The sequence below is a fragment of the Campylobacter concisus genome (genome assembly GCF_002165815.1).
Taxonomy (GTDB): domain Bacteria; phylum Campylobacterota; class Campylobacteria; order Campylobacterales; family Campylobacteraceae; genus Campylobacter_A; species Campylobacter_A concisus_BH.
Genome location: NZ_NDYN01000001.1, coordinates 350,758 through 376,586, shown reverse-complemented (window position 1 = coordinate 376,586; position 25,829 = coordinate 350,758). Strand labels below are relative to the sequence as shown.

Sequence of the window (25,829 nt, the reverse complement as noted above, 5' to 3'; positions counted from 1 at the left end):
AATGAGTAGAAAAATCAACTTTAGCGCAGGCCCAAGCGCGATACCATTAGACGTTTTAGAGCACGCAAAGGCCGAATTTACCGACTACAGAGGCGAGGGCTACTCGATCATGGAGATCAGCCACAGAAGCAAGACCTTTGAGGAGATCCACTTTGGCGCGATGGATAAGATAAGAAAGCTTTATGGCATCGGCGATGAGTATGAAATTTTATTTTTGCAAGGCGGCGCACACTTGCAATTTAGCATGATACCGATGAATTTATATCAAGGTGGCAAGGCCGAGTACGCAAACACTGGCGTTTGGACAAACAAAGCGATCAAAGAGGCAAAAGTGCTTGGCGTAAATGTAGATGTCGTCGCAAGCAGCGAGGATGAAAATTTCTCTTACATCCCTGAGTTTAAATTTAGCGACGATGCCGACTACGCCTACATCTGCTCAAACAACACGATTTACGGCACGCAGTATAAGGCTATGCCAAAGAGCAAATCGCCGCTAGTTGTCGATGCTTCGAGCGATTTTTTCGCTAGACCGCTTGATTTTAGTAGTATCGGCTTGCTTTACGGCGGCGCTCAGAAAAATGCAGGCCCAAGCGGCGTGACTATCGTCATTTTAAGAAAAGACCTAGTTGATCGCGTGAGCAGCCAAAACATCCCTATGTTTTTACGCTACAAAACGCACGTAGAGGCAAACTCGCTCTATAACACACCGCCAACTTTTGGAATTTATCTTTTAAATTTAACCATGCAGCACCTGCTAAATCTTGGCGGACTTGCCGAGGTTGAGAAGATAAACGCCAAAAAAGCAAGCACGCTTTATAGCATCATAGATAGCTCAAATGGCTTTTACGTGGGTCACGCCAAAAAATCAAGCAGGTCAGATATGAACGTGAGCTTTACGATACCAAAAGATCATGCGCTTGAGCCAGTTTTTGTCGAAGAAGCGCTAAAAGAGGGCATGCTAGGGCTAAAGGGCCACAGACATCTTGGTGGCATAAGAGCCTCTATCTACAACGCCGTTAGTCAAAGCGACGTTGAGAAACTTGGCGAGTTCATGAGAGAATTTGCCAGAAAGCACGGCTGATGAACAAGGCAAAAAAAGCTTACGACGAAATTCCTTATTTCTCAGCTGCATTTAGCGACTGCTCGCCCATTAGGATAGAGGCGGTGGCTAAATTTCTGGGCTTAAAGGCGGCAAATTTAAAAGATGCTAGAGTGCTGGAGCTTGGCTCATCGTATGGCGGCAATATCTTGCCATTTGCAGCTTCTCACAAAGAGGCAAAGGTAGTTGGCATCGACATCTCAAGCCACCAAGTAGAAGAGGGCAACAAGATCGCAAAGAAGATGAATTTAAAAAATTTCACCCTTCTTGAGCGTGACTTTTTGCACATGAATGAGCACGATATCAAAGAGCTTGGCGAGTTTGACTACATCATCGCTCACGGCGTTTATAGCTGGGTGAGCCCAAACGTGAGAGACGCGCTGTTAGCCACGATAAAGGCGCTACTTAGCAAAGATGGCATCGCCTACGTCTCTTATAACACCTACCCAGGTTGGAAGAGCCTTGATATCTTAAGAGACTTCATGCTCTTTGCGAGCGCTGGCAAGGAGAGCAAAGAGGCACTTTCTCACGTCAAAGAGGAGCTAAATTTCTTGCAGGATTATTTGAAATTTAGCCTGCAAAACCAAAGCGACGTCGTCTATAAAGACAGCATGAAGCTACTTTTGACGCAGCTAAATTTCTTACAAGGCATCATCGCAAAGGGGAGTGATTATTACATTTTACACGACTTTTTGGAGGCAAGTAACGAGCCAACTTACTTTCATAAATTTGCCAAACACATCGATAAACACGGACTTTGCTACGTCATAGACGCCTCGCTAAACGATATCTTTGCAAGCTCAACTGGGATCTACCGCTTTGACGCGCACATCGAGCAAAGCTACAACACTCGCATCAAGAAAGAGCAGCTAAACGACTTTTTGTTTAACAGATCCTTTAGAAAAAGCCTCATCGCTCATAAAGAAAGGCTTGGTGGCGCTGAGGACTTTGACGCGGTGCTTGGAGAGAGCGAGCTTGATAGGATTTATTTTGCCTACTTTAGTGAGCAGCCAAGGACAAAAACGCAAGAAATTTTAAGCAAAGCCTATCCGCAAAGCCTAAATTTAAGTGAAGTAAAGGCTGCACTTGGTGAGAGCGAGAGCGAAGCATTTATGGGGCTACTTGAAATTTTAAACGATCAAAACACTAAAATTTCATCCTCAAAGCTTGCTGCACTTGCTTATGAGCCTAAAAAAACTAGGTTAAAGCCTAGAGCTGCGGCCTATCTTGGGTATTTTCTGGATGCTAGCTCGCCAGTCATATCTTTGGCAAATGAGCTAAATGGCAAGCTTGGTTTAAGCGTTGAAGAGATCAAAGCTGCATTGAAATTTGACGGCAAGGCTAGCCTTAAAGAGATCGCAAAGGGCGTAAATTTAAGCGAAGATGAGCTAAAAGAGCTTGCTTTTAAACTAAGTGAAGCTTACTTTTTTGAAGAAATTTAAAAAAAGAGCGTGGCAATTTAGCCATGCTCTTACTCAAAAAACATATCTTTTAATATCAAACATATCATCGCTATGTAAAAGACCAAAAACCATTTTTTAAGTGTTTTTTTGTCGGTATGTTGCGTCTTTTTGGTGCCAAAGTATGCGCCTATTAGCGAGCCAAGACCTAAAAATGTGCCCTCAGCGTATGAGATGTGACCATTTAGTGAGAGTGAGATGAAGCCGGCAATGGCTGCAAACATAACGAAAAATACGCCCATAGAAACGGCTTTTTTCAGCTCATAACGTAAAAAGCCAACCAAGATAGGAGCGATAAATACGCCTCCACCGATGCCGATGCTAATGGCAAAAACGCCAACAAAAACGCCAACTAAAAATAGCAAAAAGAGTGAATTATTCGCATTTGAGCCGTCGCTATTTGGTGAAAAGTATAGTTTTATAAGCGAAAAGACAAATGTCGCAAGTAGCATAGACTCAAGCAAAAGTGCAGGTGCGTGCGATACGATGATGCCACTAAAGCTAGCTCCAACCAAGCCTCCAAGCCCCAAAACCACACCACGATCTAGCTTTAAAAGCCCAGCTTTGTAGTTTAGATACGAGCCAAATGTCGCGCTAAAGATCATCTGCATGACACTTATGCCAATGGCATCTTTGACGCCATATCCAAAGGCGACCATGATAGGAACGACGACCGTGCCGCCACCGATGCCAAAAAACCCAGCGATGTAACCAACGCCGATACCGATTATAAATAGTTCTACAAAAAGCATTTTTTCTCCCTCGACTGGCGCAAATTTTAGCCAAGGGGCTCTTAAAAAAATAGTAAAAAAGGCGTAAATTTAAAAATTTAGCCAAAATTCTAAAAAGTAAAAGCGAAAATTTTTTATAATCAATAAAAATTTAAAAGGAAAAATATGCTCTTAGAACAACCACTTTTTTATTACGAAGCAATAAGAGAGAAATTTAAAAATAGCTACCTTGCTGAAGACAAGACGCAAACGATAATCGGCATAGACTGCGAATATATCGATGAAAAGGATATGGACTTTTACGGGCTTAGAAGCTACTTTGATACTAATCGTAACAGAACGCTCTCACCTTTTGCTGGACTTTTTGGCGTTTTTGCATATGATGGCGTGAGATACTTTGAGTATATCGGCGAAGAGAAGGCTAAAAAGTATGAATTTCCAAAATTTATCTACGCCGATGCTAAAGCATATCTGCACTTTGATAAGATGAGTAAAATTTACACTTTTTATGGAGATAAAGAGAGGTATTATGACTTTTTGTTAAATTTAAAGGCAGAGCATAAGGGCGAAAAAGAGTGTGAATTTAGCATAAAAACTGATCTTAGTAGCGAAAAGAAACACTTTGAAGATATGGTTGAAGTAGCAAAAGAATACATAAGAAGCGGCGACGTCTTTCAAGTTGTGCTTGGGGAGCTACTTGAAATTTCAACTAATATGAGTAGCCTAGACTTTTACAAAAAGCTTGCCATAGCAAATCCTAGCCCGTATATGTTTCATTTTCCTACGCCTTATGGCGATGTGGTCGGCTCGTCGCCTGAGCTTGTTTTTGAGATGAAAAGTGAGCAAATTTTTGTAGCACCGATCGCTGGCACAAGACCAAGAGGCGGCGATGCAAACGCTGATGCGGCGCTTGAAAATGAGCTACTAAGCGACGAAAAGGAGCTAGCTGAACATAAGATGCTAATCGATCTTGCCAGAAATGACATCGGCAGGGTCTCAGAGCCAAAGAGCGTGGTCGTGAAAAATGCGATGCATATCCAGAAATTTGAAAAAGTGATGCACATCGTGAGCGACGTCTATGGCAAGTGCGCTAGGGAGCTTAATCTTTTTGACGTGCTAGCTAGCATCTTCCCAGCTGGCACGCTAAGCGGTGCGCCAAAGATCAGAGCGATGCAGATCATTAACGAGCTTGAAATTTTTGAGAGAAATATCTATGGCGGGGGCATTGGATTTTTGCATTTTAATGGCGACGCTCAGGTGGCGATCCTTATCCGTTCAGCCATCTTTGTGCCAGCTAAAAAGGGCTTTAGCGACGTCTTTGTCGGAGCTGGAGCTGGCATAGTCTATGACTCAAAGAGCGAGAAAGAGTATGCTGAAATTTGCCACAAACGAGCCAGCGTGGTAAATGTCTTTAAAAACAGCGCAAAAGAGGTTTAAATTTATAAATCAGGAGCTTTCATGCCAGGATACAATTTGATCCTAGCCATAACGATTTTTGTTTTTATATGTGCATGCTTTATGGCATATAGGGATAATAAAAAGAATTTGCAAAAAGATAAATAATTAAATTTGCAAGGCGGCAAATCGACCTGCAAAAGCAAATTTTTGTTGTTCGGCTTTAAAAAGAATAACTAATGTCAAGATAAATTTATCCTATCTAACGACCATATTTTCGTAGGCGCACTAAACGCTAGCAAGATGAAATTTTGCTTTGATGGTCGCATCCAAACAAATGTGGTGGCAAATTTTACGCAAATTTATGATTATGAAAATTTACACATCAAAAAGGGCGAGCGTCTTGGAATTTCGAGCTTGGCTCAACTGTTGTCATACTTAGCTAAAAAGATGCGACCAAATACAACCTTTTTGAAAACAAAGAGCTTAAATTTGCTGAAGCGATCAGACTTATAAAATAAATACGCTAAGCATATGAGTAAATTTTTATACCTTATCTAATGATTAATTTTTTGTATCCATTATAATATGAATTATAGTCTTCAAAATATTATAGGTATGAAGGCTTGTAAAAGATGATGAACGTATTATTTTATCTACCAAAATTTCTCTAGGACTAAGATTTGATTGGCTCATCTGTAAGCTGGTATTTGTTTTACTAAGTCGATAGCTTTTACATTATTTAAATATATTAATAAGATATAAGATTATGACTTATCGTATTTTTTAAAAGATATTTTATTAACTTGTTATAAAAAATTTAATTTTTACCTTGCAACCCAAGGCTTAAATATTTTATCTATAAAATTTAGCTATTTAGCCCAAAAAGGGCTAAATTTAGACATTAAACCTAAAGTGCATCACGTCGCCATCTTGCACGACGTAGTCCTTGCCCTCAAGCCTCATCTTACCAGCCTCTTTGGCTCCATTTTCTCCGCCATGTGCGATGTAGTCCTCGTAGCTTATCACTTCAGCTCTGATAAAGCCCCTCTCAAAGTCGTTGTGGATGACACTTGCTGCTTTTGGCGCTTTCCAGCCATTTGTGATCGTCCAAGCCCTTACTTCTACGACGCCAGCTGTGAAATAGCTTATCAAATTTAGCTTAGCAAAAGACGTTTTGATGATCTTTTCAAGGCCGCTCTCACTCGTGCCAAGAGATGCCAAAAACTCGTGAGCCTCCTCATCGCTTAGGCCTATTAGTTCCTCTTCGACCTTGGCGCAAAGCTTGATCACTTCGTGGTCTGAGGCCTTAGCATACTCTTTTAGCTCTTTTACAAATTTATTATCTTCGCTAAGTCCCTCTTCATCGATATTTGCGCCATAAACTACCTCTTTTGCACTTAGAAGCCTTAGCTCTTTGTTTAGCGCCAAAAATGCCTCGCTATCTCTTTGCTCAAAGCTACTTGCACTTTTGCCATCGTTTAAGTGAGCCAGAAGTAAATTTGCTATCTCAAGCGCCTCTTTTGCGCCTTTTGCGTTTGCTTTCGCCTCCCTTGTGAGCTTTTCTATCTTTTTATTTAGCTGCTCGATGTCAGCTAGTATCAGCTCGGTTTGGATGATCTCGATGTCTCTTACTGGATCGACGCTGCCCTCGACGTGGGTGATATTTTCGTCCTCAAAGCAGCGAACTATGTGCAAAATAAGCTCGGTCTCTCTGATATTTGATAAAAATTTATTGCCAAGTCCTTCTCCTGAGCTTGCACCCTTCACAAGACCTGCGATATCGACAAATTCGATGGTTGAATATTGAATTTTATTAGGACTAACTATCTTTGCAAGCTCATTTAGGCGCTTGTCAGGCACTGGCACGATGGCTTTGTTTGGCTCGATAGTGCAAAACGGATAGTTCGCACTCTCGGCATTTTGCGCTTTTGTAAGTGCGTTAAATGTCGTTGATTTGCCCACATTTGGTAGGCCTACTATTCCAACTGAAAGTCCCATCAATTCTCCTTGCTAAGTGCTTGTAAAAAGTATAAATTCATTCTCACGCCAGCCCCACTCGCACCTGCTTGGTTGTATCCCCAAGCCTTTTCACGGTATGCTGGGCCTGCGATATCAAGGTGTAGCCACTTATCTTTATACTCATCTTTGATAAATTTAGCCAAAAACATGCCAGCTGTGATCGCGCCGCCATATCTGCTTGAGGCGCAGTTGCTAACGTCTGCGATCTGGCTTTTGATAAGCTCGCTAAGATAAGGGTTAAAATCAAGCGTAGTCGCTAGCTCGCCGCTATCTTTTATCTTGTTTTTAAACTCACTTTTTAAGCTCTCGCTGTTGCCCATGATGCCTGTTGTGTATTCGCCAAGTCCCACGACGCAAGCGCCAGTTAGGGTTGCCATGTCGATTAGGATGTCTGGCTTAAAGTCCTGCGCGTAGCTTAGGCAGTCAGCCAGCACCAAGCGTCCCTCCGCGTCGGTGTTTCTCACCTCTATGCTAACGCCGCTTCTTGAAATTAGCACGTCGTCTGGCTTATAAGCGTTGCCGCCGATCATATTTTCAGTAGCACCCAAAATGGCGTGAATTTCAAATGGTAAATTTAGCTCTGCTGCACCTTTTATGATGCCAAGTGCTGCTGCTGCACCGCTTTTGTCTGACTTCATAGTAAGCATATAATCAGCCGGCTTCAAGCTAAGGCCACCGCTATCGTATGTCAGCCCTTTGCCAACAAAGATGATGCGTTTTTTAGATTTTTTAGGCTTATAGGTTAGGTGGATGAGTCTTGGTTTATGCACGCTTGCGCGATTTACCGCCAAAAATGCGTTCATATTCTCTTTAGCTAGAAATTTCTCGTCATAGACCTCGCACTTTATGCTTGCGATGTTTTTGGCTAAATTTAAAGCGTCCTGCGCCATCTTTTGCGGTGTGTAAATTTCTGGGATTTCATTTACGATATCTTTTGTGAAATTTGTAGCACTTGCTATTATCTCCGCCTCTTTAAAGCCATCGTTTGCTGCCTTTAGATCGATCTTTTTGCTAGCAAATTCTTCAGTAGAAAAGATGATCTCTTTTAGGGTGTATTTCTCTTTTTTCTCTTTATACTTGTTAAATTCATAGCTCCCAAGCAAAAAGCCCTCAGCTAGCGCTTCAAAGCTTAGTTTTTGGCACTCCGCTACGTAAGAAGCTAGCTTTATACTCTTAATGTTTAGTGACTTTAGCGCGTTATAAGCTTTAGCGGCTGCAACTCTAAGCTCGTCAAGATCAAGCTTAGAAATTGGCGCGTAAGCCCTCTTTGCCTCACTTAGGATGAGGACGCTATCGCCTTTGTAATTATTAAATTTAATAGCCTCTTTATCGCCTATAAATTTATGTTTTAACTCCTTATCTACTACGAAAATTAGTTCAATATCAGCTTTTATGTCTTTTAATTTTTTATCAACTATTTGAAACTGCATGTCTTCTGTCTCTCCTTTCGTTTAAAATTTTATTTTCGATGCGCTTAAATGCATAGATCAAAAGCCCCATAAATATAGCAACCACTGGGATAGCGACGTACCAGTGCTCTTTTGCTTTTTGCAAAAGCACAAGTATATGCTCGCCAAGTATCCAAGCAGGTATGGTGGTGATCGCCGCCCAGCACCAAGCGCTGATCAAATTTATAAAGGCGTATTTTTTAGCATCATAGCCCGTAAGTCCTATGCAAAGCGGGATGATGACACGAAAGCCATACATATAGCGTTGCAAAAAGATGATCGGCCAGCCGTATTTTTTCAGCATTATATGCGCCACTGCAAATTTTCTCCGCTGCGTGTGAAGCCTTTTTGCGATGTATTTTTTATTGTAACGGCCAAGGTAGAAGTAAATTTGATCTCCCACAAAGCCTCCAAGTCCAGCCACAAAGATAGCAAGCGCGATGTGCATATGCGTGGTGTGAGCGAGAATTCCAGCCATTATTAAGGCCATCTCGCCCTCCATGATACACCAGACAAAAAGTATGATGTAGCCGTACTCTTTAAGCAGTTCTATAAAAAACTCTTCCATTCTAAACCTCTAAAACGCTGTAAATTTTAGTAAGCGACTTTAGCTTTTCGCTACCTTTTAGATCGACTAGATCTATGAGAAAGCACGCCTCTACGCAGGTTGCGTTAGTTTGATTGATAAGCTCAACTGAAGCCTTTGCAGTGCCACCAGTCGCGATGAGATCGTCCATCAAAAGCACTCTTGCGCCCGCTTTTTCTCCAAAAGCATCGATGTGAATTTGCACTTCATCGACGCCGTATTCTAGGCTATATTTTTGAGAAAGCGTGATAAAAGGCAGCTTTTTTGGCTTGCGAATAGGCACAAAAGGCAGCCTTAGTCTTGCTGCAAGCGCCGCGCCAAAGATGAAGCCACGAGACTCTATGCCAGCGATGTAATCAATCTTTGCGTCCTCATATCTAGCCACTAAATGATCTATCAAAAAGTTAAATGCCTCTTTGTTGTTTAGTAGCGTCGTGATGTCGCGAAAGACTATGCCAGGCTTTGGAAAGTCGTTTATGCAGCGAATAGAGTTTAGTAAAAATTCTTTGCCTTTTTGATCTAAAATTTTCATAAATTTCCTTAAATTTGATGTTAAAGTAGCGCTTCGATCTTGCCTTCAAGCTCACGTATGCGTTGTCTTAGCTTGTCGTTTTCTAAGCGGTACTGGGAGTTTCTTGTGCGAAGTGAGGTTACGTCGTTTTTAGTTTTGTTTAGCTCATCTGTCAAGATGTCGATGTTGCCTAGACTTCGTTGGAGTTGGATCTGAAATTTTCTTATGACGACCTCGGTGTCTTGGAGGTTATTTTTCATAAAATCTTTTGTCGCACGCTCTTTTTTTAGAAGCGTTTTGAAGTAAAAAACCATGACGGTTAGGTAGATCGCAGCACAAACAAGAGCGGTAAAAACGATCCACTCGCCTATCATTTGCCTGCCTCAAGCTCTATTTTTTTGACTCTTCTTTCGTGTCTGCCGCCTGCAAACTCAGTCTTTAAAAAGGCTTCAACCGCCGAGATAGCCACGCCTACGCCGATAACCCTTGCGCCAAAAGCGATCACGTTTGCATCATTGTGCTCTCTGGCAAGTCTAGCGGTAAATTCGTCATGGCAAAGGGCACATCTTACGTTTTCGTGCCTGTTTGCGGCTATTGATATGCCTATGCCAGTGCCACAAACTAGCACGCCGTAGCAGTTAGGCTCAAGCTTGCTAGCTAGCAAATGCGCATAATCAGGGTAATCAACGCTATTTTTATCGTTTGTGCCAAGATCAACTACTTCGTATCCAAGCCCTTTAATAGCCTCTTTAAGTTCGTTTTTTAGCTCAAAACCAGCGTGATCGCTAGCTAAGAAAACTTTGTCTATCTTCATGAAAAGTCCGTTAAATTTTTTGTTGATTATAGTCAAAGTTGCATTAAAATAAAATTTTACTCTCAGCCAAAATGAAGCTATAATTTACCAAAAATTTAAAGGAGAAAATGTGAAAAAAGCGCTCTTTTTAGTGGCTTCTACGCTAGCCTTTGCAAATGAAAATCTAATAGAGATCTACACAGATCAAACCATCATCACTCAAAAATTTAGCGACGCAAATAGCTCTTTTAGCGCCTTTGTGCCAGAGGGTGTGCAGAGTGAGAACATCACTATAAATGGGGATTGTGACGCGAATGCTTATCTAAAAAAGATCGGCGAAGAAAATAGCCCAAGTTACATAAAATGGAAGCAAGAAGTTGCAAATTTAAACAATAAGCTTGAGGCGCTAAATGCAAGAGGTAGGTTTATAGAACAAGCTTTGGTAGAAGAAAACAAAAATAACGATGTGACAAAAAGAGCTGATGAGTTTTATAAATTTAGCCTAGAAAATATCGAGAAAATTTCAGCTGCTAAAAGTGAGCTTGAAGCGCTTAAAGAAAATGAGCCAAAGAGCGAGATGGCTGGATTTTTGCAGCTTGATATGAAATTTGCTTGCAGTCCAAAAGAGGCGACGCTTTCATATATGGATGATGAGGCGCCAAAGACGCTAAATGAAATTTATGCAGATACAAAAAACAAAAATATCTTGATAAAACAAGAAATTTTGCTTACCAACCCATTTGTAAGTGAAGTTAAAAATTTAAAACTCGCCATCTATCCGACCAGATATCAAAAGGCGCTTGCTCCAAGCAAGTTTTACCCTTGGTACGAGGAGAGTGAGGTGGAGGCTGATGGTTACGGCACTTCAAAAAATATGTTAAGAGCTGCGAAAGTCGCCGCTGAGGTCGCTGATATGCGTGTGCAAAGAGATGAGAATGAATTTGCCAAAATTTGGAAGATAGATGGGATAAATTTAGCAAAAGGCGAGAGCAAATATATAACTTACGACACGCAAAAAATGGACGCAAATTTTAGCGTTTTTGCTGATTTTTACGGCTCGCTAAAGGCATATAACGTAGCTAGCTTTAAGCTAAATGATGATCTAACTCCAGCTAAAACGCAGTTTTACGTTAATGGCGTGAGTGTTGGCAGTCCAAGCGAGTTTGAGATGAAAGCTAAAGATGAGCCCTCTCAGCTATTTTTAGGACAAAACGAGCTAATCGAGCTTAAAAAAGAGCGCTTAAATAAATTTAAAAAAAGCTCGCTTCTTGGCAAAGAGCGAATAAGCGAAGAGGGCTATGAGATAAGTGTCAAAAATAACTCAAGCAAGAGCGTTGATGTCACCTTGGTTGATCGTGTGCCAGTATCTGCCGACGAGGCAGTAAAGGTCGAGATAAAGGGCTTTGATAAAAAAGATATCAGCAAAGATGGCAAGGTGGAGCTTAAATTTAGCCTCGCACCAAAAGAGGAATTTAAAAAAGAGTACTCTTATAAGATCACAAAGCCAAAAATTTAGAGCAAATTTGCTCTAAATTTAGCCATTTATAAAGGCACTTGCGATATCTAAAACGTATCTTGTCGGATAAAAGATAGTATCTTTTAAAGGCGAGACGAGGATGATGATAAGGATGACAAAGCCATATCTTGAGATACCCTCAAGCTTCTCAGCTAGTGCGTGAAAGCCAAAATTTCTAAGCGCGTACTCGAGTGCGTGAAAGCCATCAAGTGGCGGGATCGGATAGAGATTAAAGATGGCTAACATCAAATTTAAAAGCGCAAGCGTAAATAAAAACTGAAGTAAAATTTCAAAGGTTTCTATATTTAATAGAGCTTTTAGCACAAATAGCGATAAGATGCCTAAGATGACGTTGTAGCAAATGCCAGCTAGACTTACGTAGATAGCTGCCTTGTAGCCGCCATTTCGCACTACTGTGTAGGTATTTACAGGCACTGGTTTTGCCCAGCCAAACATCATACCAGTGCTTAGATAAAGCACCAGTGGCACGATGATAGTGCCAACAAGATCGATGTGTTTTATAGGATTTATGCTAAGTCTGCCAAGACTTTTTGCGGTGTTGTCGCCAAATTTATAAGCGACATATCCGTGAGCGATCTCGTGGCCGACGATGGCGATTACTAAAGAGAGGACGATGGTAGCGACTTTTATGGGGTCAAAATTAGTGAAGTCCATCAACTTCTCCCTCTTTTAGAGCTTGTTTTGTGAAAAACTCATCATTTTCTATCGTATCTACAAAGCGTCCGATACGCTCCCAGCGCACATTGTAGTTATTATCCCAGCTAAAATATATAAACCAAGGCTGTCCAACTATATCTTTGTAAGCCACGCTTCCCCAAAAACGGCTATCGTTTGAGTGGTCGCGGTTGTCGCCTATCATAAAGTACTCATCTTTTGGCACTTTGGCGTAAAAAGCGTTAAAGTTAAAATTTGGATTTTGCGGTAGTGAGCTAATGAGCGCTGGCTTCATAAAAACGTTTGATTTATTTGTATTTAGCATGAAAACCATCTGCTCAAATAAATTTACATTTTCATCGTAGTGGATGCCGCTAAATCTATATGGCTCTTTTATGAAAAGCTTGCCATCAAGCTCGACAACGTCCTTGCATGAGTAGCCAAATTTACTCTCTTTGCCGTTTAAATTTTCACGGCAGTTTGCCTTTATAAAGCTATCTCCCTCTTTTGGGCGTAGATAGAGGGCTTTTTCAGTAAAGACGATCTCATCTTCGCCAGTTGCAAAGCAGCGCTTTACAAAGTGAGTTTTCTCATCGTTTGGATAGCGAAAAACGACTATATCGCCCCTTGCAGGACCATCGCCAGTTATAAGGTGACCATTGTCATTTAGCTCAGGTAAAATTTTTACCTCAAGCCAAGGAATTCTTGGTGTTGGTATGCCATAAACATACTTTTTAGCAAATAAAAAATCCCCAACCAAAAGCGTGTTTTTCATCGAACCAGACGGGATCACAAAGGCTTGAGCTACAAAGAAAATGACAAGCAAAACGATGATAACCGTGCCTGTCCAGCTCGAGCAAAAGTCATAAAATTTAGTAAAAGCTCTCTTCATTATCTCACTCTTTAATTTTTAGCTATCTTTGCTTGTGCAGCAAGGATTGTGTTGTTTAAAAGCATGGCTATTGTCATCGGACCAACGCCGCCAGGAACAGGCGTGATGTATGAGCATTTTGGTGCGACCTCGTCAAAATCCACATCACCCACAAGCCTGCCATCATCAAGTCTGTTTATGCCCACATCAACGACTACAGCGCCATCTTTTACCATGTCAGCCTTTAAGAAAAACGGCTTGCCAATGGCTGCAACTATAAGGTCAGCATTTTTGCAAATTTCTTTTAAATTTTTAGTCTTGCTATGCGTCACCGTAACCGTTGCAGAGGCATTTAGGAGTAAATTTGCCATAGGTTTGCCAACGATGTTGCTTCTGCCGATCACCACTGCATTTAGCCCAGCTACATCTATGCCATACTCTTTTAAAATCTCCATCACGCCAAGCGGTGTGCAAGGCACGAAGCCATCAAGCCCGCTAACAAGCTTGCCAACATTTACAGCATGAAAGCCATCTACATCTTTTCGTGGATCGATCGCTGCGAGCACGACATTTGTATCGATGTGCTTTGGCAGTGGCAACTGAACCAAGATGCCATGGATACTATCGTCTAAATTTAGCACGTTTATAAGCGCAAGTAGCTCGTTTTGGGTTGTATTTTCGCTTAGACGGTGAGCCACGCTTTTTATGCCGTATTCGTTGCAGGCTTTCTCTTTGGCTCTAACGTATGTTTGAGATGCCTTATCTTCGCCGACTAAGACGACGGCTAAGGTTGGCTCGACACCAAATTTCTTTAGCTCATCAGCTCTTACTTTTACGCTTTCTTTGACCTTTAAAGATACGGCTTTTCCGTCTAAAATTTTCATATTCGATCCTTACTTAAAAGCTTTTTTAATCACAAGGGTGGTATCATACCTAAAAATAAATTAAATTTTTAAAAGAGAGGTTTATGAGGTCTGTTTTTTTGATTTTGCTTTTTTGCGTGGCGATTTTTGGAGCTGATTTTATCACAAAGACCGAGTACGCCAAGATGCTCTACCTAAATCCGCGTGGCATAGGCTGTGATAAATGTCACGGCGCAAAGGGCGAGGGCAGCCTAATCTCTAAATACAAACACTTTGACAAAAAAGCAAACAAAACGGTCGATGATGAGCTTAGAGCGCCAAAGATAAATGATATAGATTTTGAAAGCTTTAAAGCAGCTCTAACAAAGCCAAAAGGCGTCATGCCAAGCTACTTTTTGACAGACGAGGAGACGACCATCCTTTATGAATACATCACAAATCAGATGAAACCTCCTGCAAAAGCGGCAAAAGTAGCACCTAAAAATTTAGCTAAGCCAGCAGCACCTGTCGCTGCGCAAAAACAGCCTGAACCTGCCAAAGCAGCCCCAAGCGCACAAACTGCAGAGCCAGCCAAGAGCGCTCCTGCAAAACCAGCTGAGCCAGCAAAGCCAGCTAACACGCAGGCACCAAAGTCACCAGCAAAACCAGCTACAAATCAAAAAGATAATCAAAAGACAAATTTAAAAACACAAAATCAAAAGGATAAAAAATGACAAATAAAGAGGCATTTAGCGAAGCTAAAAAATATATCCCAGGCGGCGTAAATTCGCCTGTTCGTGCATTTGGCAGCGTTGGTGGCGAGCCTGTGATGATAGATCATGCTAGGGGTGCTTATCTATACGACGTCGAGGGTAAAAAGTACCTTGACTTCATCCAAAGCTGGGGTCCGCTCATCTTTGGTCACTGCGACAAAGATATCGAAGAGGCGATCATCTCTGCTGTAAAACAAGGCGTATCTTACGGCGCGCCGTCGCCAAAAGAGACAGCTCTAGCAAAGCTAATATGTGATGAGTTTAAACAAATAGATAAAATTCGCTTCGTTAGCTCTGGCACAGAGGCTACCATGAGCGCTATCAGAGTGGCTAGAGGATATGCTAAAAAAGACGGCCTTATTAAATTTGAAGGCTGCTACCACGGACACAGCGACGCACTTCTTATCAAAGCAGGAAGTGGCGCTACGACATACGGCAACGCTTCAAGCGGCGGCGTGCCACAAGATGTTGTGAAAAATACATTTTTAGCTATCTACAACGACACCCAGAGCGTAAAAGCCATTTTTGAGAACAACAAAGACAAAATAGGTGTCGTCATAATCGAGCCTATCGCTGGAAATATGGGGCTTGTGCCAGCTGATAAGAAATTTCTAGAAGAGCTTAGAGCGCTTTGCGATAAATTTGGTGCAGTGCTTATACTTGATGAGGTTATGAGCGGTTTTAGAGCTTCTCGCCTTGGCTCATATCCATTTCACGAGGTGGATGCTGATCTTGTCACATTTGGCAAAGTTATAGGCGGAGGCATGAACGTCGCTGCATTTGGCGGTAAGGCTAAGATCATGGACTGCTTAAGTCCAGAGGGCGCTGTATATCAAGCAGGTACGCTAAGTGGTAACCCAGTGGCGATGAGCGCTGGTATAGCGGCTATTTCTAAGATAAATAACGACGTAAATTTATACGCCAGACTTGAAAAACTAGCTAAAAAACTAATGGATGGCTTCAAAGAGGCAGCAAAAAGCGCTGGCATCACCATTCAAACTGAGGTTCGTGGCTCGATGTTTGGCTACTTTTTTACAGATCACGTTGTGAAAAACTACGACGATGCGCTAAAGAGCGATACAAAACTCTTTGCTAAATTTCACCAAGCGATGCTTAAACGCGGAATTTATCTTGCACCTAGCCAGTTTGAGACGGGATTTATCTGCGATGCGATGAGTGAAGCGGATATCGATCTAGCGGTAAATGCAGCTAAAGAGGCATTTTTGGAGATAAAAGCTTAATGGCAAAATTTAAGATAAAAGATATCGTAGCTGGTGCTGAGCAGCTAAGCCTTGGTATATCGATGGTCGTGGCTGTGGTTATCGGCACTGGGCTAGGATATCTTGTAAAAAAGGCTACAAATTTCACGCCAGCACTTTGGATAGGGCTTGCCTTTGGCATCGCAGCTGCCATTTTAAACGTTTATAAAGCCTACAAAGCGCAGGTTAAAAGCCTAGATGAGCTAAAGGATGAGGCTAGATATAAAGGCTATAAAAAAGACGATGATGACGAGGACGATTAGTAGGCTTTTTATTTGCTACTTTGCGCTTTGGCTAGCCCTTAGCGTGGTTAGTAAATTTATATCAAATCAATTTTTTATAAGCTCGCAAATTTCATTTTTTGCCTCGCTTATCATCCTAACGGCTAGCTTTTTTGCCTATAAAAACCGCATAAACTCGAGGCTAGAAAATGCAAGAGAGGAAATTTTAGCCAAGATAGAAGAAGAGGATGAAGAAGATGATGAAATTTTGCCCCAAAATGAGGCAAAAGAATTTAGCCTAAAAGATGAAAAAGCAAGGCTAAAAAAGCAGAAATTTTCATTTAAAGATAGAAGCTTTGCAGCGGCCTTTATACCTTATCGCTTGGTCGCGTATGCGATACTCTTTTTTGGATTTATATTTTTAAAAAATGAAAATTTACTAAACGTGCCTGGCTTTTTAGTGGGGCTTGCTCCGATGCCCATTGGAGCTTTTATCTTTGGGATAATGCAAAATAATTTGAGAAAGGACGCAGATGGCAAGTAGCTTTAGGATCATTCGCTCGATGGGGCCGCTATTTTTAGGCATGAGCCTACTTTTTATAGGCAATGGCCTAGTCATCGCATCTTGTAGCGCACTTCTTAAGCAAAATGGCGTAGGCGAGCTTGCGATTGGACTAATTAACACTGGATTTTTCATAGGAGCGTTAATTAGCACGATCACAGCGCACAGGGTCATCTCAACCACCGGCCACATCAGAGCTTTTGCTATCTTTTCAGCTATCTTTGCAGTCTCAGCCATGCTTCACGCCATAAGTGAAAATTTGATCTTTTGGGCGATTTTGCGAGCCTTTTTGGGATATTGCTACTACGCACTTTTGATGGTTATAGAAAGCTGGCTAAACGCTAAGATCCCAAACAAGATAAGATCGCGCGTTATCGCCTTTTACGAGTGCGTTTTCTACACGAGTTTTGGACTTGGAATTTTGATCTTAGCGCTTGATCTTAGCGCATTTGAAATTTTCATCATCAGCGCAGCTTTTATCATGCTCTCAAGCATACCTTTAAATTTAATCCGCATAAACCAGCCTCAAATCCCGCAGCGCCAACCCATAAACATCCCTAAAATTTTTGGCATCGTCCCACTTGCCCTTGTGGGAGCGCTAGTTGCAGGACTTGCGATAAATGGCTTTTTTTCTATGGCAAGCCTCTTTGTCTTGCTTCAAGGATATAGCGCAAAAGAGGCGTCATTTTTTATGACCATAGCGATGGCTGGGGGCTTTTTGGCTCAAACGTTTATCGGAGGCTTTTCAGATAGATACGGCAGACGCCCAGCACTCTTGCTTTGTAGCGCCGTGGCATTAGTAAGTGCAGCACTCTTTTTGCTAAATGGCTCAAATTTGATCGTTCAATACATACTTTCATTTTTCTTTGGCGGCGGAATTTTCTGCACATACGGACTTTCGCTTGCTAGGGCAAATGACGAGATCACAGACAAGACAAAGAGCGTCCAAGTGGCACGCGCGCTACTTTTTAGCTACTCTTTTGCCTCGCTTTTCTCGCCGCTTCTTATGAGCTATGCGATGAAAATTTTTGGTGCATTTGGCTTTATATATGTCTATTTGGTGCTTTATGTTGGGCTTATTTTGTTTGCGCTAACGCAAAAGACCATACCACAGCACATGAGAAAAGAGTATAACGACAGGCTCGTTGCAAGGACGGCTGGCATCGCGACTATTCAGCAAAATGGCAATTTTGCCGATAGAGAAAATAAAAAGTAGAAAATGGACGTAGCAAATTCTCTAAATATCTCAAACACCTCGGTTCAAACTGGGCAAAACGCCACCCAAAACGCGCCTGTCCGTAAAAACGAGGGTTCGCTTTTTAAAAATCAGCCAGCTGGGACGCCAAGCGAACAGAGCGTCTCAAACGCCCTTGATAACGTTGGCAAGCTAGTTGCAAGGGTGCTTGATGATCTAAAAAGCGCTTCAAGCCTTAGCAAAGCTGAGCAAATTTTATCTCAGGCAAAAGATACCAAGATCGCTCCAAATTTAGCTAGCGAGCTCTCTGACCTTGCCAAAAGCCTAGAGGCAGAAGCTGTGCAAAATGAAAGCCCTGAGATAAAGAGCCTTGCTCTAAAACTAAAAGAATTTCTAAAGCCAATAGCTGACCTTAAAGCTGGCTCGCTAAATGATCAGATCAAAAACTCAGGTGTCATGCTTGAAGCAAATTTAAAAGATGCACTTACCCCAGAGAAGCTGCCAAGCTCGATACAAAAGCTACTAAGCGATATAAAAAACCTATCAAATCAAAATTTACTTAGTCAAATTTTAACCCTAAATGATGAGAGCTTGGATAATCAAAACTCATTTATGAAGCTTACTTCGATGCTTGAAAAAGCGAGCAGTGATGCTAAAAACATCCTTGATAACTCAAGTGTAAAAACACTTTTAAAAGATGTGGATAAGCTTGATAATGTGGCTAAATTTCTAGATAAAAACTTCTCAAAAGAGCAAAGCGCAGACGCTGTTAAAAATCAGACCAGTAAGATGGAGAATTTCATCTCAAATTTAAGCGAGAAGGTAGGAAATTTAGCGAGTGAAAAGCTAAATCAAAGTGTGGCTTTTAGCTCAAATCACAAAGAGCTAAAAGCTATACTTGAAAGCCTAAAAAACGATCTAAAAATGCTAAATAACATAGGCGATGAGGCTGGACTTGTAAAGGCGTTTAATGAGGTTAGCGACGTCTCAAAAGAGGGTAGCTTACAAGATAAGCTCCAAAGTGCAGCCAGACGTCTCGCTCATAGTCTAAGTCTAGCAGATCCAGAAGCAAGTGCGGCGAAAAGCGATCTAGCTGAGAGTAAGGCGCTTTTAAAGCAGCTAAAACTAGCCACTAATGATATAAACAACATCACTACAAAGAGCCAGAGTGAAATTTCAAAGGTGCTAAATCAAGATGTAAAAAGCACGCTTTTAAACATAAGCGAAAAGAGCCAAAACGCCCAGAGCGTAAATGCTGCAAACAAGATGATCTCTCAAATAGAAATGCATCAGATGGTCTCAAGCTTGCAAGGAGGCATACAAACTTATATGCCTTATATCTGGGACGGCGTGGAGGGCGGAAATGTCGCATTTAAACAGGGCAAAAAGGATAAATTTTACGCCCAGATCGATCTAAATTTTAAGAAATTTGGACAGATAAATGTGATGGTGGGGCTTGTGGATAAACGCTATATCGATCTATCGGTGGCAACGCAGACAAATGAGTTTAAAGAGCTCATTTTAGGAAATTCAAGCGAGCTAAAGCAGGCTATCTCAAAGCTTGGACTAATCGTTTCAAATTTTAACATCAAAACCTTGCCAAAGGTGAAGTTAAACGATAGATTTAAAAATTTTGGCGGCCTTGATGTGGGCTTTGATAAGAAAATTTGATGCAAGTAAATAAGAAAAAAGCCGTCGCTCTTGGCTACAACAGATCGCAAGATAACGCTCCAAAGGTGCTTGCAAGCGGTGCTGGAGAGATAGCAAATAAGATAATAAGCCTTGCAAAAGAGCATGACATACCGATCAAAGAGGATCCTGATCTCATTGAAATTTTAAGCAAGGTCGAGGTCGATCAAGAGATACCGCCAAATTTATATAAGGCGGTAGCTGAGATATTTAGCTTTTTATATAAGATCACAAATAAAAAGTAAATATTGCACTTTAATAGTGCTATAATCTCAAAATTAAGGAAATTTAAACATTAAAAAGGAGGTATTATGAAAATTTCATCAAAAGTGACGATGATGATCGTCTCGTCCCTACTGGTGCTTGGAGCCATCTTAGTCTTTCTAAACATTTACGAGCAAAACAAAGCGATAGAATTTTCTACCAAACAGCTGACTGAAACGGTCTTAGCCGACAAAAGGGCAGCTTTAAGTGAAGAGATGGATATCGTCTCAAGCATTTTGCTAAAAATTCAAGAGGTCTATGACGACGCAAACGAGACCATTGAAGATCAAAAAGAAGATATCATCGACTACCTCTCAAAAGCTAGATTTGGCGATGGCAAGCTTGGCTACTTTAGTCTCTCAACAATAGATGGAGTTGTTATTGCAAACCCTGGCTTGCCTGAATTTAATGGACAAAATAGGCTTGATGCAACTGACGCAAATGGCTATAAATATGTAAAAGAGCTTATCGAAAAGGCTAAGCAAAATAGTAATGGAGACTTTGTAAATTTTGTTGCGAAGTCAAAGGATGGCAATACTATAAGAAAGATAGCACGTGGACAAAAGCTAAATTTATTTCATGAGGATGTGCTTTTGATGTCTGTTGTTGATCTTGAGGGTATGTATAAAGAGATAGATAAAATTTCAGCTACCATGCAAAATGATGCCAATGCAAACACTACAAATTTCATCGTCATAGCCGTCGTAGTTTTAATCATCTCACTAATAGTTGCCATGCTCTACTCTAAATTTTCTATCACAAAACCGCTAAATGAGCTAATCTTGCGAGCTACAAACCTCTCAAGTGGCGATGGCGATCTAACAAGAAAACTAGAAGTCGTTGGCAAAGATGAGATAGCAAAAGCCAGCGAGGCTATAAATAAATTTATAGAAAAAGTAAGGGTTTTAATCGCCGAGGCAAAAGATATCTCAAATGAAAACAGCTCCATCGCAAATGAGCTTAGCTCAACCTCCGTTCAAACTGGCCGTGGGGTAGAAAACTCAAGCAAGATAGTTCAGAGCGCTGGGAAGGATTGCGCTGAGATACAATCATATATGAAAGATTCAATCGAAGTTGCAAAAGGTGGCAAAGATGATCTTCAAAAGGCGCTAACCTACGTTGATGAGACCTTAAATACCATCTCAAATTTATCTTCAGAGATCGCTCAGACATCTGATATTGAGAACCAAATGGCTGGCAAGATCGAGCAGCTTAGCCGTGACGCTGAGCAGGTTAAATCAGTCCTTGTGGTTATCAACGACATCGCTGATCAGACAAATTTACTAGCTCTTAACGCTGCCATTGAGGCAGCAAGAGCAGGAGAACACGGACGTGGCTTTGCAGTCGTTGCTGATGAGGTTAGAAAGCTAGCTGAGCGCACTCAAAAGAGCCTAACAGAGATAAACGCAACTATCAACGTCATCGTTCAAGCGATAAATGAAAGCAGCGAGCAAATGAGTATAAACTCTAAACAAATAAGCGAGCTAACAGGCGTGGCAAACAACGCACAAAACACCATAAGAGATATGAGTGATATCATGAGATCAGCCATAGGACTATCTGATAAAACTATCGAAGACTATATAAAGACTGGCAAGGATATTGACGATATAGTAAAAAGCATGGAGGGCATAAGTCAAATTTCATCTCAAAGCACAAGAAGCGTAGAAGAGATAGCTTCTGCAGCTGAACATCTAAACAAGATGACAGATACGCTAAATGCAAAACTTGGCGAATTTAGAACTTGATTTATGTGGTAAATTTTAAATTTAAAGGCAATTAGTGGCTCAAAAACTGGTCTTAATAGGGGCTTCTACAGGAGGCCCAGGTCATATAAAAAAACTATTAAAAGATATAAATTTAAATGGTGCAATGGTCGTCATCGCTCAGCATATGAACAAGATGTTTATAAACTCATTTGTCACGCAAATGGGCAGGGAGTGCAACATAAATGTTGAAATTTTAAGCGAAAAGACAAATTTAAAAGAAAATATCGTCTATATCTGTGATCAAAATTTTGAAATTTCAGCGACTTTGCCAGTTAGCGCAAAGCCACAACCTGAGATAAAAACGATATATACGCCAAATGTTGATGTGCTTTTTAACTCAGGCACGCAGATCGCCAAAAATGTAAATTTACTAGCGATCTTGCTAACTGGCATCGGTGATGATGGCGCAGCTGGGCTTGATAAGCTCTATAAAGCAGGCGCAAAATGCATAGCTGAAAACGAAGAGAGCGCCATAGTTTATGGCATGCCAAAGCGTGCTAAGGAGCTAAATCAAAATTTAAAATCGTTAAATTTAATGATGATAAGAAAAGAGCTTGAGGAGTTTTTAAATGCTTTTTAACAAAGTGGATAAACAAAGCGAAGTTTTAGAGGCAAAAGCACCAAGCGACATGGATGGATTTAACGAATTTATGAGCACTATAAAGACGCTTTGCGGGGTTGATCTGGAACCAAAGAGAGACATCACTCTGCAAAGAGTTAGTATATTTGCCAAAAATCGCCAGATAAAAAGCTTTAAAGATCTAGTTTCGATGATAAGATTTGACACGCTGCTTAGGCAAGATCTTTTAAATTTAGTCACCGTAAATGAAACATATTTTTATAGAGAGCTAGCCCAGCTAAAAGACGTGATCTACTACGCAAAAGAGCTTGGAGAGGCTAGAATTTTATGTGCGCCTTGCTCAACTGGCGATGAGGTCTATTCGCTTGCGATGCTTGCTTATGAATTTGGCCTTAAACAAAATGATATCCAGCTAACTGGCATCGACATAAACTCAGAAGCCATACAAGCTTGTAGCGTCGGATGCTACGGCGATAGGAGCTTGCACAGACTAAGCGAGTTTCAAAAAGAGAGATTTTTTACAAAAAAAGATGACAAATTTTTCATCAAAAAAGAAATTTTGCCAAGGTGTGAGTTTAAAATTTTAAATGTCTTTGACGATGCGATGTTTAATCTTGGTAAATTTGACATCGTCCTTTCAAGAAATATGATGATATATTTTGACGATACATTTAGGCTAAAATGCGTTGAGAGGCTGCACAAACTACTTAAACCAGAGGGCAGGCTCTACGCAGGACACGCTGATCTTGTGCCATACACCCCGCTTTACACAAAGCGTTTTTCAAACGGAGCTACATATTACGAGCGTGCTTAAGGGTTAAATTTAACCCAAGCCGCTTTGCCCTTAGAAAGTTTTTATCAATTTTTAGCTAAAATCCCACAAGCTAAATTTAAGGATAAAAATGAAAGACAATCTACTTGAATTAACTCAAGATATCGCTTCAGTTGATATCGAAGATTCTATAAAAAATAGCTATCTTGACTACTCTATGAGCGTCATCGTCGGACGTGCTTTGCCTGACGCTAGAGACGGACTAAAGCCAGTTCATAGAAGAATTTTATACGCTATGGATAACCTCGGCGTTGGCAGTAGAAGTGCCTATATGAAGTCAGCTCGTATCGTCGGTGAAGTCATCGGTAAGTACCACCCACACGGCGACACAGCGGTTTATGACGCACTTGTTCGTATGGCTCAGAAATTTTCTATGCGCTATCCAGTCGTTGATGGACAAGGAAACTTTGGCTCGATTGATGGCGACAGCGCAGCTGCGATGCGTTATACCGAAGCTAGAATGACCATGCTTACTGAAGAGCTTTTAAAAGATATCGACAAAGACACGGTTGATTTTGTACCAAACTACGATGATAGAGAGGTTGAGCCAGATGTTTTGCCTAGCCGTGTGCCAAATTTATTATTAAATGGCTCAAGCGGTATCGCTGTTGGTATGGCGACAAATATCCCGCCACACAGCCTTGATGAGCTAATAGACGGTCTTTTGCTTCTTCTTGAAAACAAAGAGGCGACACTTGAAGAGGTGATGGAATTTATAAAAGGTCCAGACTTCCCAACAGGTGGTATCATCTTTGGTAAAAAGGGCATCATAGAGGCCTACCGCACAGGTCGTGGCAGGGTCAAACTAAGAGCCAAAACTCACATAGAAAAAAAGCCAAACAAAGATGTCATCGTAATTGACGAGCTACCTTATCAGACAAACAAAGCTAGGCTTATCGAGCAGATCGCCGAGCTTGTAAAAGATAAGCAGATAGAGGGCATCAGCGAGGTTAGAGATGAGTCTGACAAGGACGGCATTCGCGTAGTCATCGAGCTAAAACGCGACGCTATGAGCGACATCGTGCTAAATAACCTATTTAAATCAACCACGATGGAGAGCACTTTTGGCGTTATTATGCTTGCTATTAATAACAAAGAGCCAAAGGTATTTAATCTTATTGAACTACTTAAGCTATTTTTAAACCACAGAAAAACCGTTATCATTAGAAGAACGATATTTGAGCTTGAAAAAGCGCGCGCAAGAGCCCACATCTTAGAGGGTCTAAAGATCGCACTTGATAACATCGACGAGGTGATCGAGCTTATTAGAAATAGTGCTGATACAGCCGTTGCTAGAGAAGGCTTGATGAGTAAATTTAACCTCTCAGAGCTTCAAGCAAACGCTATCCTTGATATGCGTCTAAGCAAGCTTACAGGCCTAGAGAGAGAAAAACTAGAGGCCGAGCTAGCCGAGCTTATGGCTGAGATCGCAAGACTTGATGAAATTTTAAAGAGCGAGACATTGCTTGAAAATTTGATCAAAGAAGAGCTTCTTGAGATCAAAAATAAATTTAAAGTACCAAGAGTGACTGAGATCGTTGATGACTACGATGATATCGATATCGAAGATCTTATACCAAATGAAAATATGGTAGTAACCATAACTCACCGCGGCTACATCAAGCGTGTGCCAAGCAAGCAGTACGAGAAGCAAAAACGTGGTGGCAAGGGCAAAGTAGCGGTCACAACATACGACGATGATTTTATAGAGAGCTTCTTTACTTCAAATACCCACGATACGCTTATGTTTGTGACTGACCGCGGACAGCTCTACTGGCTAAAAGTCTATAAGATCCCAGAGGGAAGCCGCACAGCAAAGGGCAAAGCAGTTGTAAATTTGATCCAGTTGCAGCCTGATGAGAAGATCAAAGCGATCATCCCAACGACTGACTTTGACGAGAGTAAATCTCTAGCATTCTTCACTAAAAACGGCATCGTAAAACGCACAAATTTAAGCGAGTTTAAAAATATCCGCTCAGTTGGTGTAAGAGCAATAAGCCTTGATGAGAACGACGAGCTTGTAACTGCGCTCATCGCTCAAACATACGATGATATGCCAGTGACTGACCCAGAAAATGAGCTAAGCGTAGAGACAGAGGTGCTTGAAGTTGAAGAGCTTCAAAATGAGATCGATGAAGATAGCGCAAATGCCGAAGAAGACGCAAACTCAGGCGATGAGACAATGCTATTTGTCGTTACTAAAAAGGGTATGTGTCTTAAATTTAAGATCAGCAAAGTTCGCCAAATGGGAAGAACTGCACGCGGCGTAACTGGCATTAAATTTAAAGAGCCAGGAGATGAGGTCGTAGGTGCAGCAGTCATCGAAAGCAATGATCAAGAAATTTTAAGCATATCTCAAAAAGGTATCGGCAAGCGCACAACCGCTGATGAGTACCGCTTGACAAATCGCGGTGGCAAAGGCGTCATCTGCATGAAGCTAACAAGCAGAACAGGCGATCTTGTGGGCGTTGTGATGGTTGATGAAGAGCAAGATCTTATGGCTCTAACATCAAGTGGCAAGATGATAAGAGTTGATATGCAAAGTATCCGCAAAGCAGGACGTAACACAAGCGGCGTGATCGTCGTAAATGTCGATGGCGATGATGTCGTAAGTATCGCAAGATGCCCTAAGGCTGAAGACGGCGAGGACGAGGATGAAGCACCAGGCGAAGATATGGGGCTTTTGGAATAAAATTTGCTATTAAATTTTAAATAAAAGCATAAAAAAGGTTGTTT

At 41.3% G+C, this 25,829-nt stretch carries 25 protein-coding genes and 1 pseudogene; 16 read left to right on the top strand and 10 right to left on the bottom strand.

Going from position 1 to position 25,829, the window contains the following annotated elements; genetic code table 11:
- The first annotated feature begins 1 nt into the window (after window position 1).
- Window positions 2-1,081: a phosphoserine transaminase gene (serC, locus tag B9N65_RS02050; RefSeq protein WP_087582604.1), complete on the top strand. Its 1,080-nt coding sequence runs from the start codon at window positions 2-4 to the stop codon at window positions 1,079-1,081.
- Window positions 1,081-2,541, top strand: coding sequence for a class I SAM-dependent methyltransferase (locus B9N65_RS02045; RefSeq protein WP_087582603.1), 1,461 nt, complete (start codon window positions 1,081-1,083; stop codon window positions 2,539-2,541). The genes serC and B9N65_RS02045 overlap by 1 nt, the downstream gene beginning before the upstream one ends.
- Before the next feature lie 29 nt (window positions 2,542-2,570).
- Here B9N65_RS02045 and B9N65_RS02040 read toward each other — a convergent pair whose 3' ends face one another.
- Complete coding sequence (locus B9N65_RS02040; protein WP_087582602.1) at window positions 2,571-3,311, bottom strand: sulfite exporter TauE/SafE family protein; 741 nt, start codon at window positions 3,309-3,311, stop codon at window positions 2,571-2,573.
- A 144-nt stretch (window positions 3,312-3,455) separates the two neighbouring features.
- Here B9N65_RS02040 and B9N65_RS02035 point away from each other — a divergent pair, with 144 nt between their 5' ends.
- A complete protein-coding gene (locus tag B9N65_RS02035; RefSeq protein WP_087582601.1) occupies window positions 3,456-4,727 on the top strand; it encodes an anthranilate synthase component I family protein in 1,272 nt (423 codons plus the stop codon).
- 261 nt (window positions 4,728-4,988) lie between these two features.
- Window positions 4,989-5,201 carry a hypothetical protein gene (locus B9N65_RS02030; protein ID WP_087582600.1) on the top strand — a complete coding sequence of 71 codons (213 nt, stop codon included), beginning with the start codon at window positions 4,989-4,991 and terminating at the stop codon, window positions 5,199-5,201.
- A gap of 381 nt (window positions 5,202-5,582) precedes the next feature.
- Here the strand turns inward: B9N65_RS02030 and ychF are convergent, their stop codons facing one another.
- The 6 genes from ychF to rpiB are packed head-to-tail and all read right to left on the bottom strand — an operon-like array spanning window position 5,583 to window position 10,066.
- Window positions 5,583-6,686, bottom strand: a complete 1,104-nt coding sequence (gene ychF / locus B9N65_RS02025) for a redox-regulated ATPase YchF (RefSeq protein WP_087582599.1) — start codon at window positions 6,684-6,686, stop codon at window positions 5,583-5,585.
- The gene (locus B9N65_RS02020) at window positions 6,686-8,137 is read right to left on the bottom strand and encodes a leucyl aminopeptidase (RefSeq protein ID WP_087582598.1); all 1,452 of its coding nucleotides are present in this window, start codon (window positions 8,135-8,137) and stop codon (window positions 6,686-6,688) included. Before B9N65_RS02020 ends, ychF begins: the two co-directional genes overlap by 1 nt.
- Window positions 8,118-8,723, bottom strand: coding sequence for a DedA family protein (locus B9N65_RS02015; protein WP_021086394.1), 606 nt, complete (start codon window positions 8,721-8,723; stop codon window positions 8,118-8,120). Before B9N65_RS02015 ends, B9N65_RS02020 begins: the two co-directional genes overlap by 20 nt.
- 1 nt (window position 8,724) lies before the next feature.
- A complete protein-coding gene (apt, locus tag B9N65_RS02010; protein ID WP_087581040.1) occupies window positions 8,725-9,273 on the bottom strand; it encodes an adenine phosphoribosyltransferase in 549 nt (182 codons plus the stop codon).
- Window positions 9,274-9,293: 20 nt separating this feature from the next.
- The gene (locus B9N65_RS02005) at window positions 9,294-9,626 is read right to left on the bottom strand and encodes a hypothetical protein (protein ID WP_002939538.1); all 333 of its coding nucleotides are present in this window, start codon (window positions 9,624-9,626) and stop codon (window positions 9,294-9,296) included.
- Entirely contained in the window at window positions 9,623-10,066 is a 444-nt protein-coding gene (gene rpiB, locus B9N65_RS02000; RefSeq protein ID WP_087582597.1) for a ribose 5-phosphate isomerase B, read from the bottom strand. Before rpiB ends, B9N65_RS02005 begins: the two co-directional genes overlap by 4 nt.
- A 109-nt stretch (window positions 10,067-10,175) precedes the next feature.
- On the opposite strand from rpiB, the gene B9N65_RS01995 reads away from it, so the two are divergent.
- The gene (locus B9N65_RS01995; protein WP_087582596.1) at window positions 10,176-11,561 is read left to right on the top strand and encodes a DUF4139 domain-containing protein; all 1,386 of its coding nucleotides are present in this window, start codon (window positions 10,176-10,178) and stop codon (window positions 11,559-11,561) included.
- Between the two features lie 18 nt (window positions 11,562-11,579).
- Here B9N65_RS01995 and B9N65_RS01990 read toward each other — a convergent pair whose 3' ends face one another.
- Genes B9N65_RS01990 through folD form a run of 3 tightly spaced genes read right to left on the bottom strand, consistent with a single transcriptional unit; the run spans window position 11,580 to window position 13,991 of the window.
- Window positions 11,580-12,236: a site-2 protease family protein gene (locus B9N65_RS01990; RefSeq protein WP_087582595.1), complete on the bottom strand. Its 657-nt coding sequence runs from the start codon at window positions 12,234-12,236 to the stop codon at window positions 11,580-11,582.
- On the bottom strand, window positions 12,223-13,128 hold the full coding sequence (gene lepB, locus B9N65_RS01985) for a signal peptidase I (RefSeq protein WP_087582594.1): 906 nt from the start codon (window positions 13,126-13,128) through the stop codon (window positions 12,223-12,225). The genes B9N65_RS01990 and lepB overlap by 14 nt, the downstream gene beginning before the upstream one ends.
- Before the next feature lie 11 nt (window positions 13,129-13,139).
- Window positions 13,140-13,991: a bifunctional methylenetetrahydrofolate dehydrogenase/methenyltetrahydrofolate cyclohydrolase FolD gene (folD, locus tag B9N65_RS01980; protein WP_087582593.1), complete on the bottom strand. Its 852-nt coding sequence runs from the start codon at window positions 13,989-13,991 to the stop codon at window positions 13,140-13,142.
- An 83-nt stretch (window positions 13,992-14,074) separates the two neighbouring features.
- Here folD and B9N65_RS10970 point away from each other — a divergent pair.
- The 11 genes and pseudogenes from B9N65_RS10970 to gyrA form a co-directional block, all read left to right on the top strand.
- Window positions 14,075-14,410, top strand: a pseudogene (locus tag B9N65_RS10970) (c-type cytochrome); the annotation flags it as partial.
- Window positions 14,411-14,679: 269 nt separating this feature from the next.
- Complete coding sequence (hemL, locus tag B9N65_RS01970; RefSeq protein ID WP_087582591.1) at window positions 14,680-15,963, top strand: glutamate-1-semialdehyde 2,1-aminomutase; 1,284 nt, start codon at window positions 14,680-14,682, stop codon at window positions 15,961-15,963.
- Window positions 15,963-16,244, top strand: coding sequence for an AtpZ/AtpI family protein (locus B9N65_RS01965; protein WP_087582590.1), 282 nt, complete (start codon window positions 15,963-15,965; stop codon window positions 16,242-16,244). Before hemL ends, B9N65_RS01965 begins: the two co-directional genes overlap by 1 nt.
- Entirely contained in the window at window positions 16,228-16,746 is a 519-nt protein-coding gene (locus B9N65_RS01960; RefSeq protein ID WP_257640007.1) for a hypothetical protein, read from the top strand. The genes B9N65_RS01965 and B9N65_RS01960 overlap by 17 nt, the downstream gene beginning before the upstream one ends.
- Window positions 16,736-17,980, top strand: a complete 1,245-nt coding sequence (locus B9N65_RS01955; RefSeq protein WP_087582588.1) for an MFS transporter — start codon at window positions 16,736-16,738, stop codon at window positions 17,978-17,980. Before B9N65_RS01960 ends, B9N65_RS01955 begins: the two co-directional genes overlap by 11 nt.
- Window positions 17,981-17,983: 3 nt before the next feature.
- Window positions 17,984-19,630, top strand: a complete 1,647-nt coding sequence (fliK, locus tag B9N65_RS01950) for a flagellar hook-length control protein FliK (RefSeq protein WP_087582587.1) — start codon at window positions 17,984-17,986, stop codon at window positions 19,628-19,630.
- The gene (locus B9N65_RS01945; protein WP_223227339.1) at window positions 19,627-19,893 is read left to right on the top strand and encodes a FlhB-like flagellar biosynthesis protein; all 267 of its coding nucleotides are present in this window, start codon (window positions 19,627-19,629) and stop codon (window positions 19,891-19,893) included. Before fliK ends, B9N65_RS01945 begins: the two co-directional genes overlap by 4 nt.
- A gap of 66 nt (window positions 19,894-19,959) precedes the next feature.
- Window positions 19,960-21,660 carry a methyl-accepting chemotaxis protein gene (locus B9N65_RS01940; protein WP_087582586.1) on the top strand — a complete coding sequence of 567 codons (1,701 nt, stop codon included), beginning with the start codon at window positions 19,960-19,962 and terminating at the stop codon, window positions 21,658-21,660.
- A 34-nt stretch (window positions 21,661-21,694) separates the two neighbouring features.
- Complete coding sequence (locus tag B9N65_RS01935) at window positions 21,695-22,261, top strand: CheB methylesterase domain-containing protein (RefSeq protein ID WP_021090049.1); 567 nt, start codon at window positions 21,695-21,697, stop codon at window positions 22,259-22,261.
- Window positions 22,251-23,075: a CheR family methyltransferase gene (locus tag B9N65_RS01930; protein WP_087582585.1), complete on the top strand. Its 825-nt coding sequence runs from the start codon at window positions 22,251-22,253 to the stop codon at window positions 23,073-23,075. Before B9N65_RS01935 ends, B9N65_RS01930 begins: the two co-directional genes overlap by 11 nt.
- A gap of 88 nt (window positions 23,076-23,163) precedes the next feature.
- Complete coding sequence (gene gyrA, locus B9N65_RS01925; RefSeq protein WP_087582584.1) at window positions 23,164-25,785, top strand: DNA gyrase subunit A; 2,622 nt, start codon at window positions 23,164-23,166, stop codon at window positions 25,783-25,785.
- Window positions 25,786-25,829 lie beyond the last annotated feature (44 nt).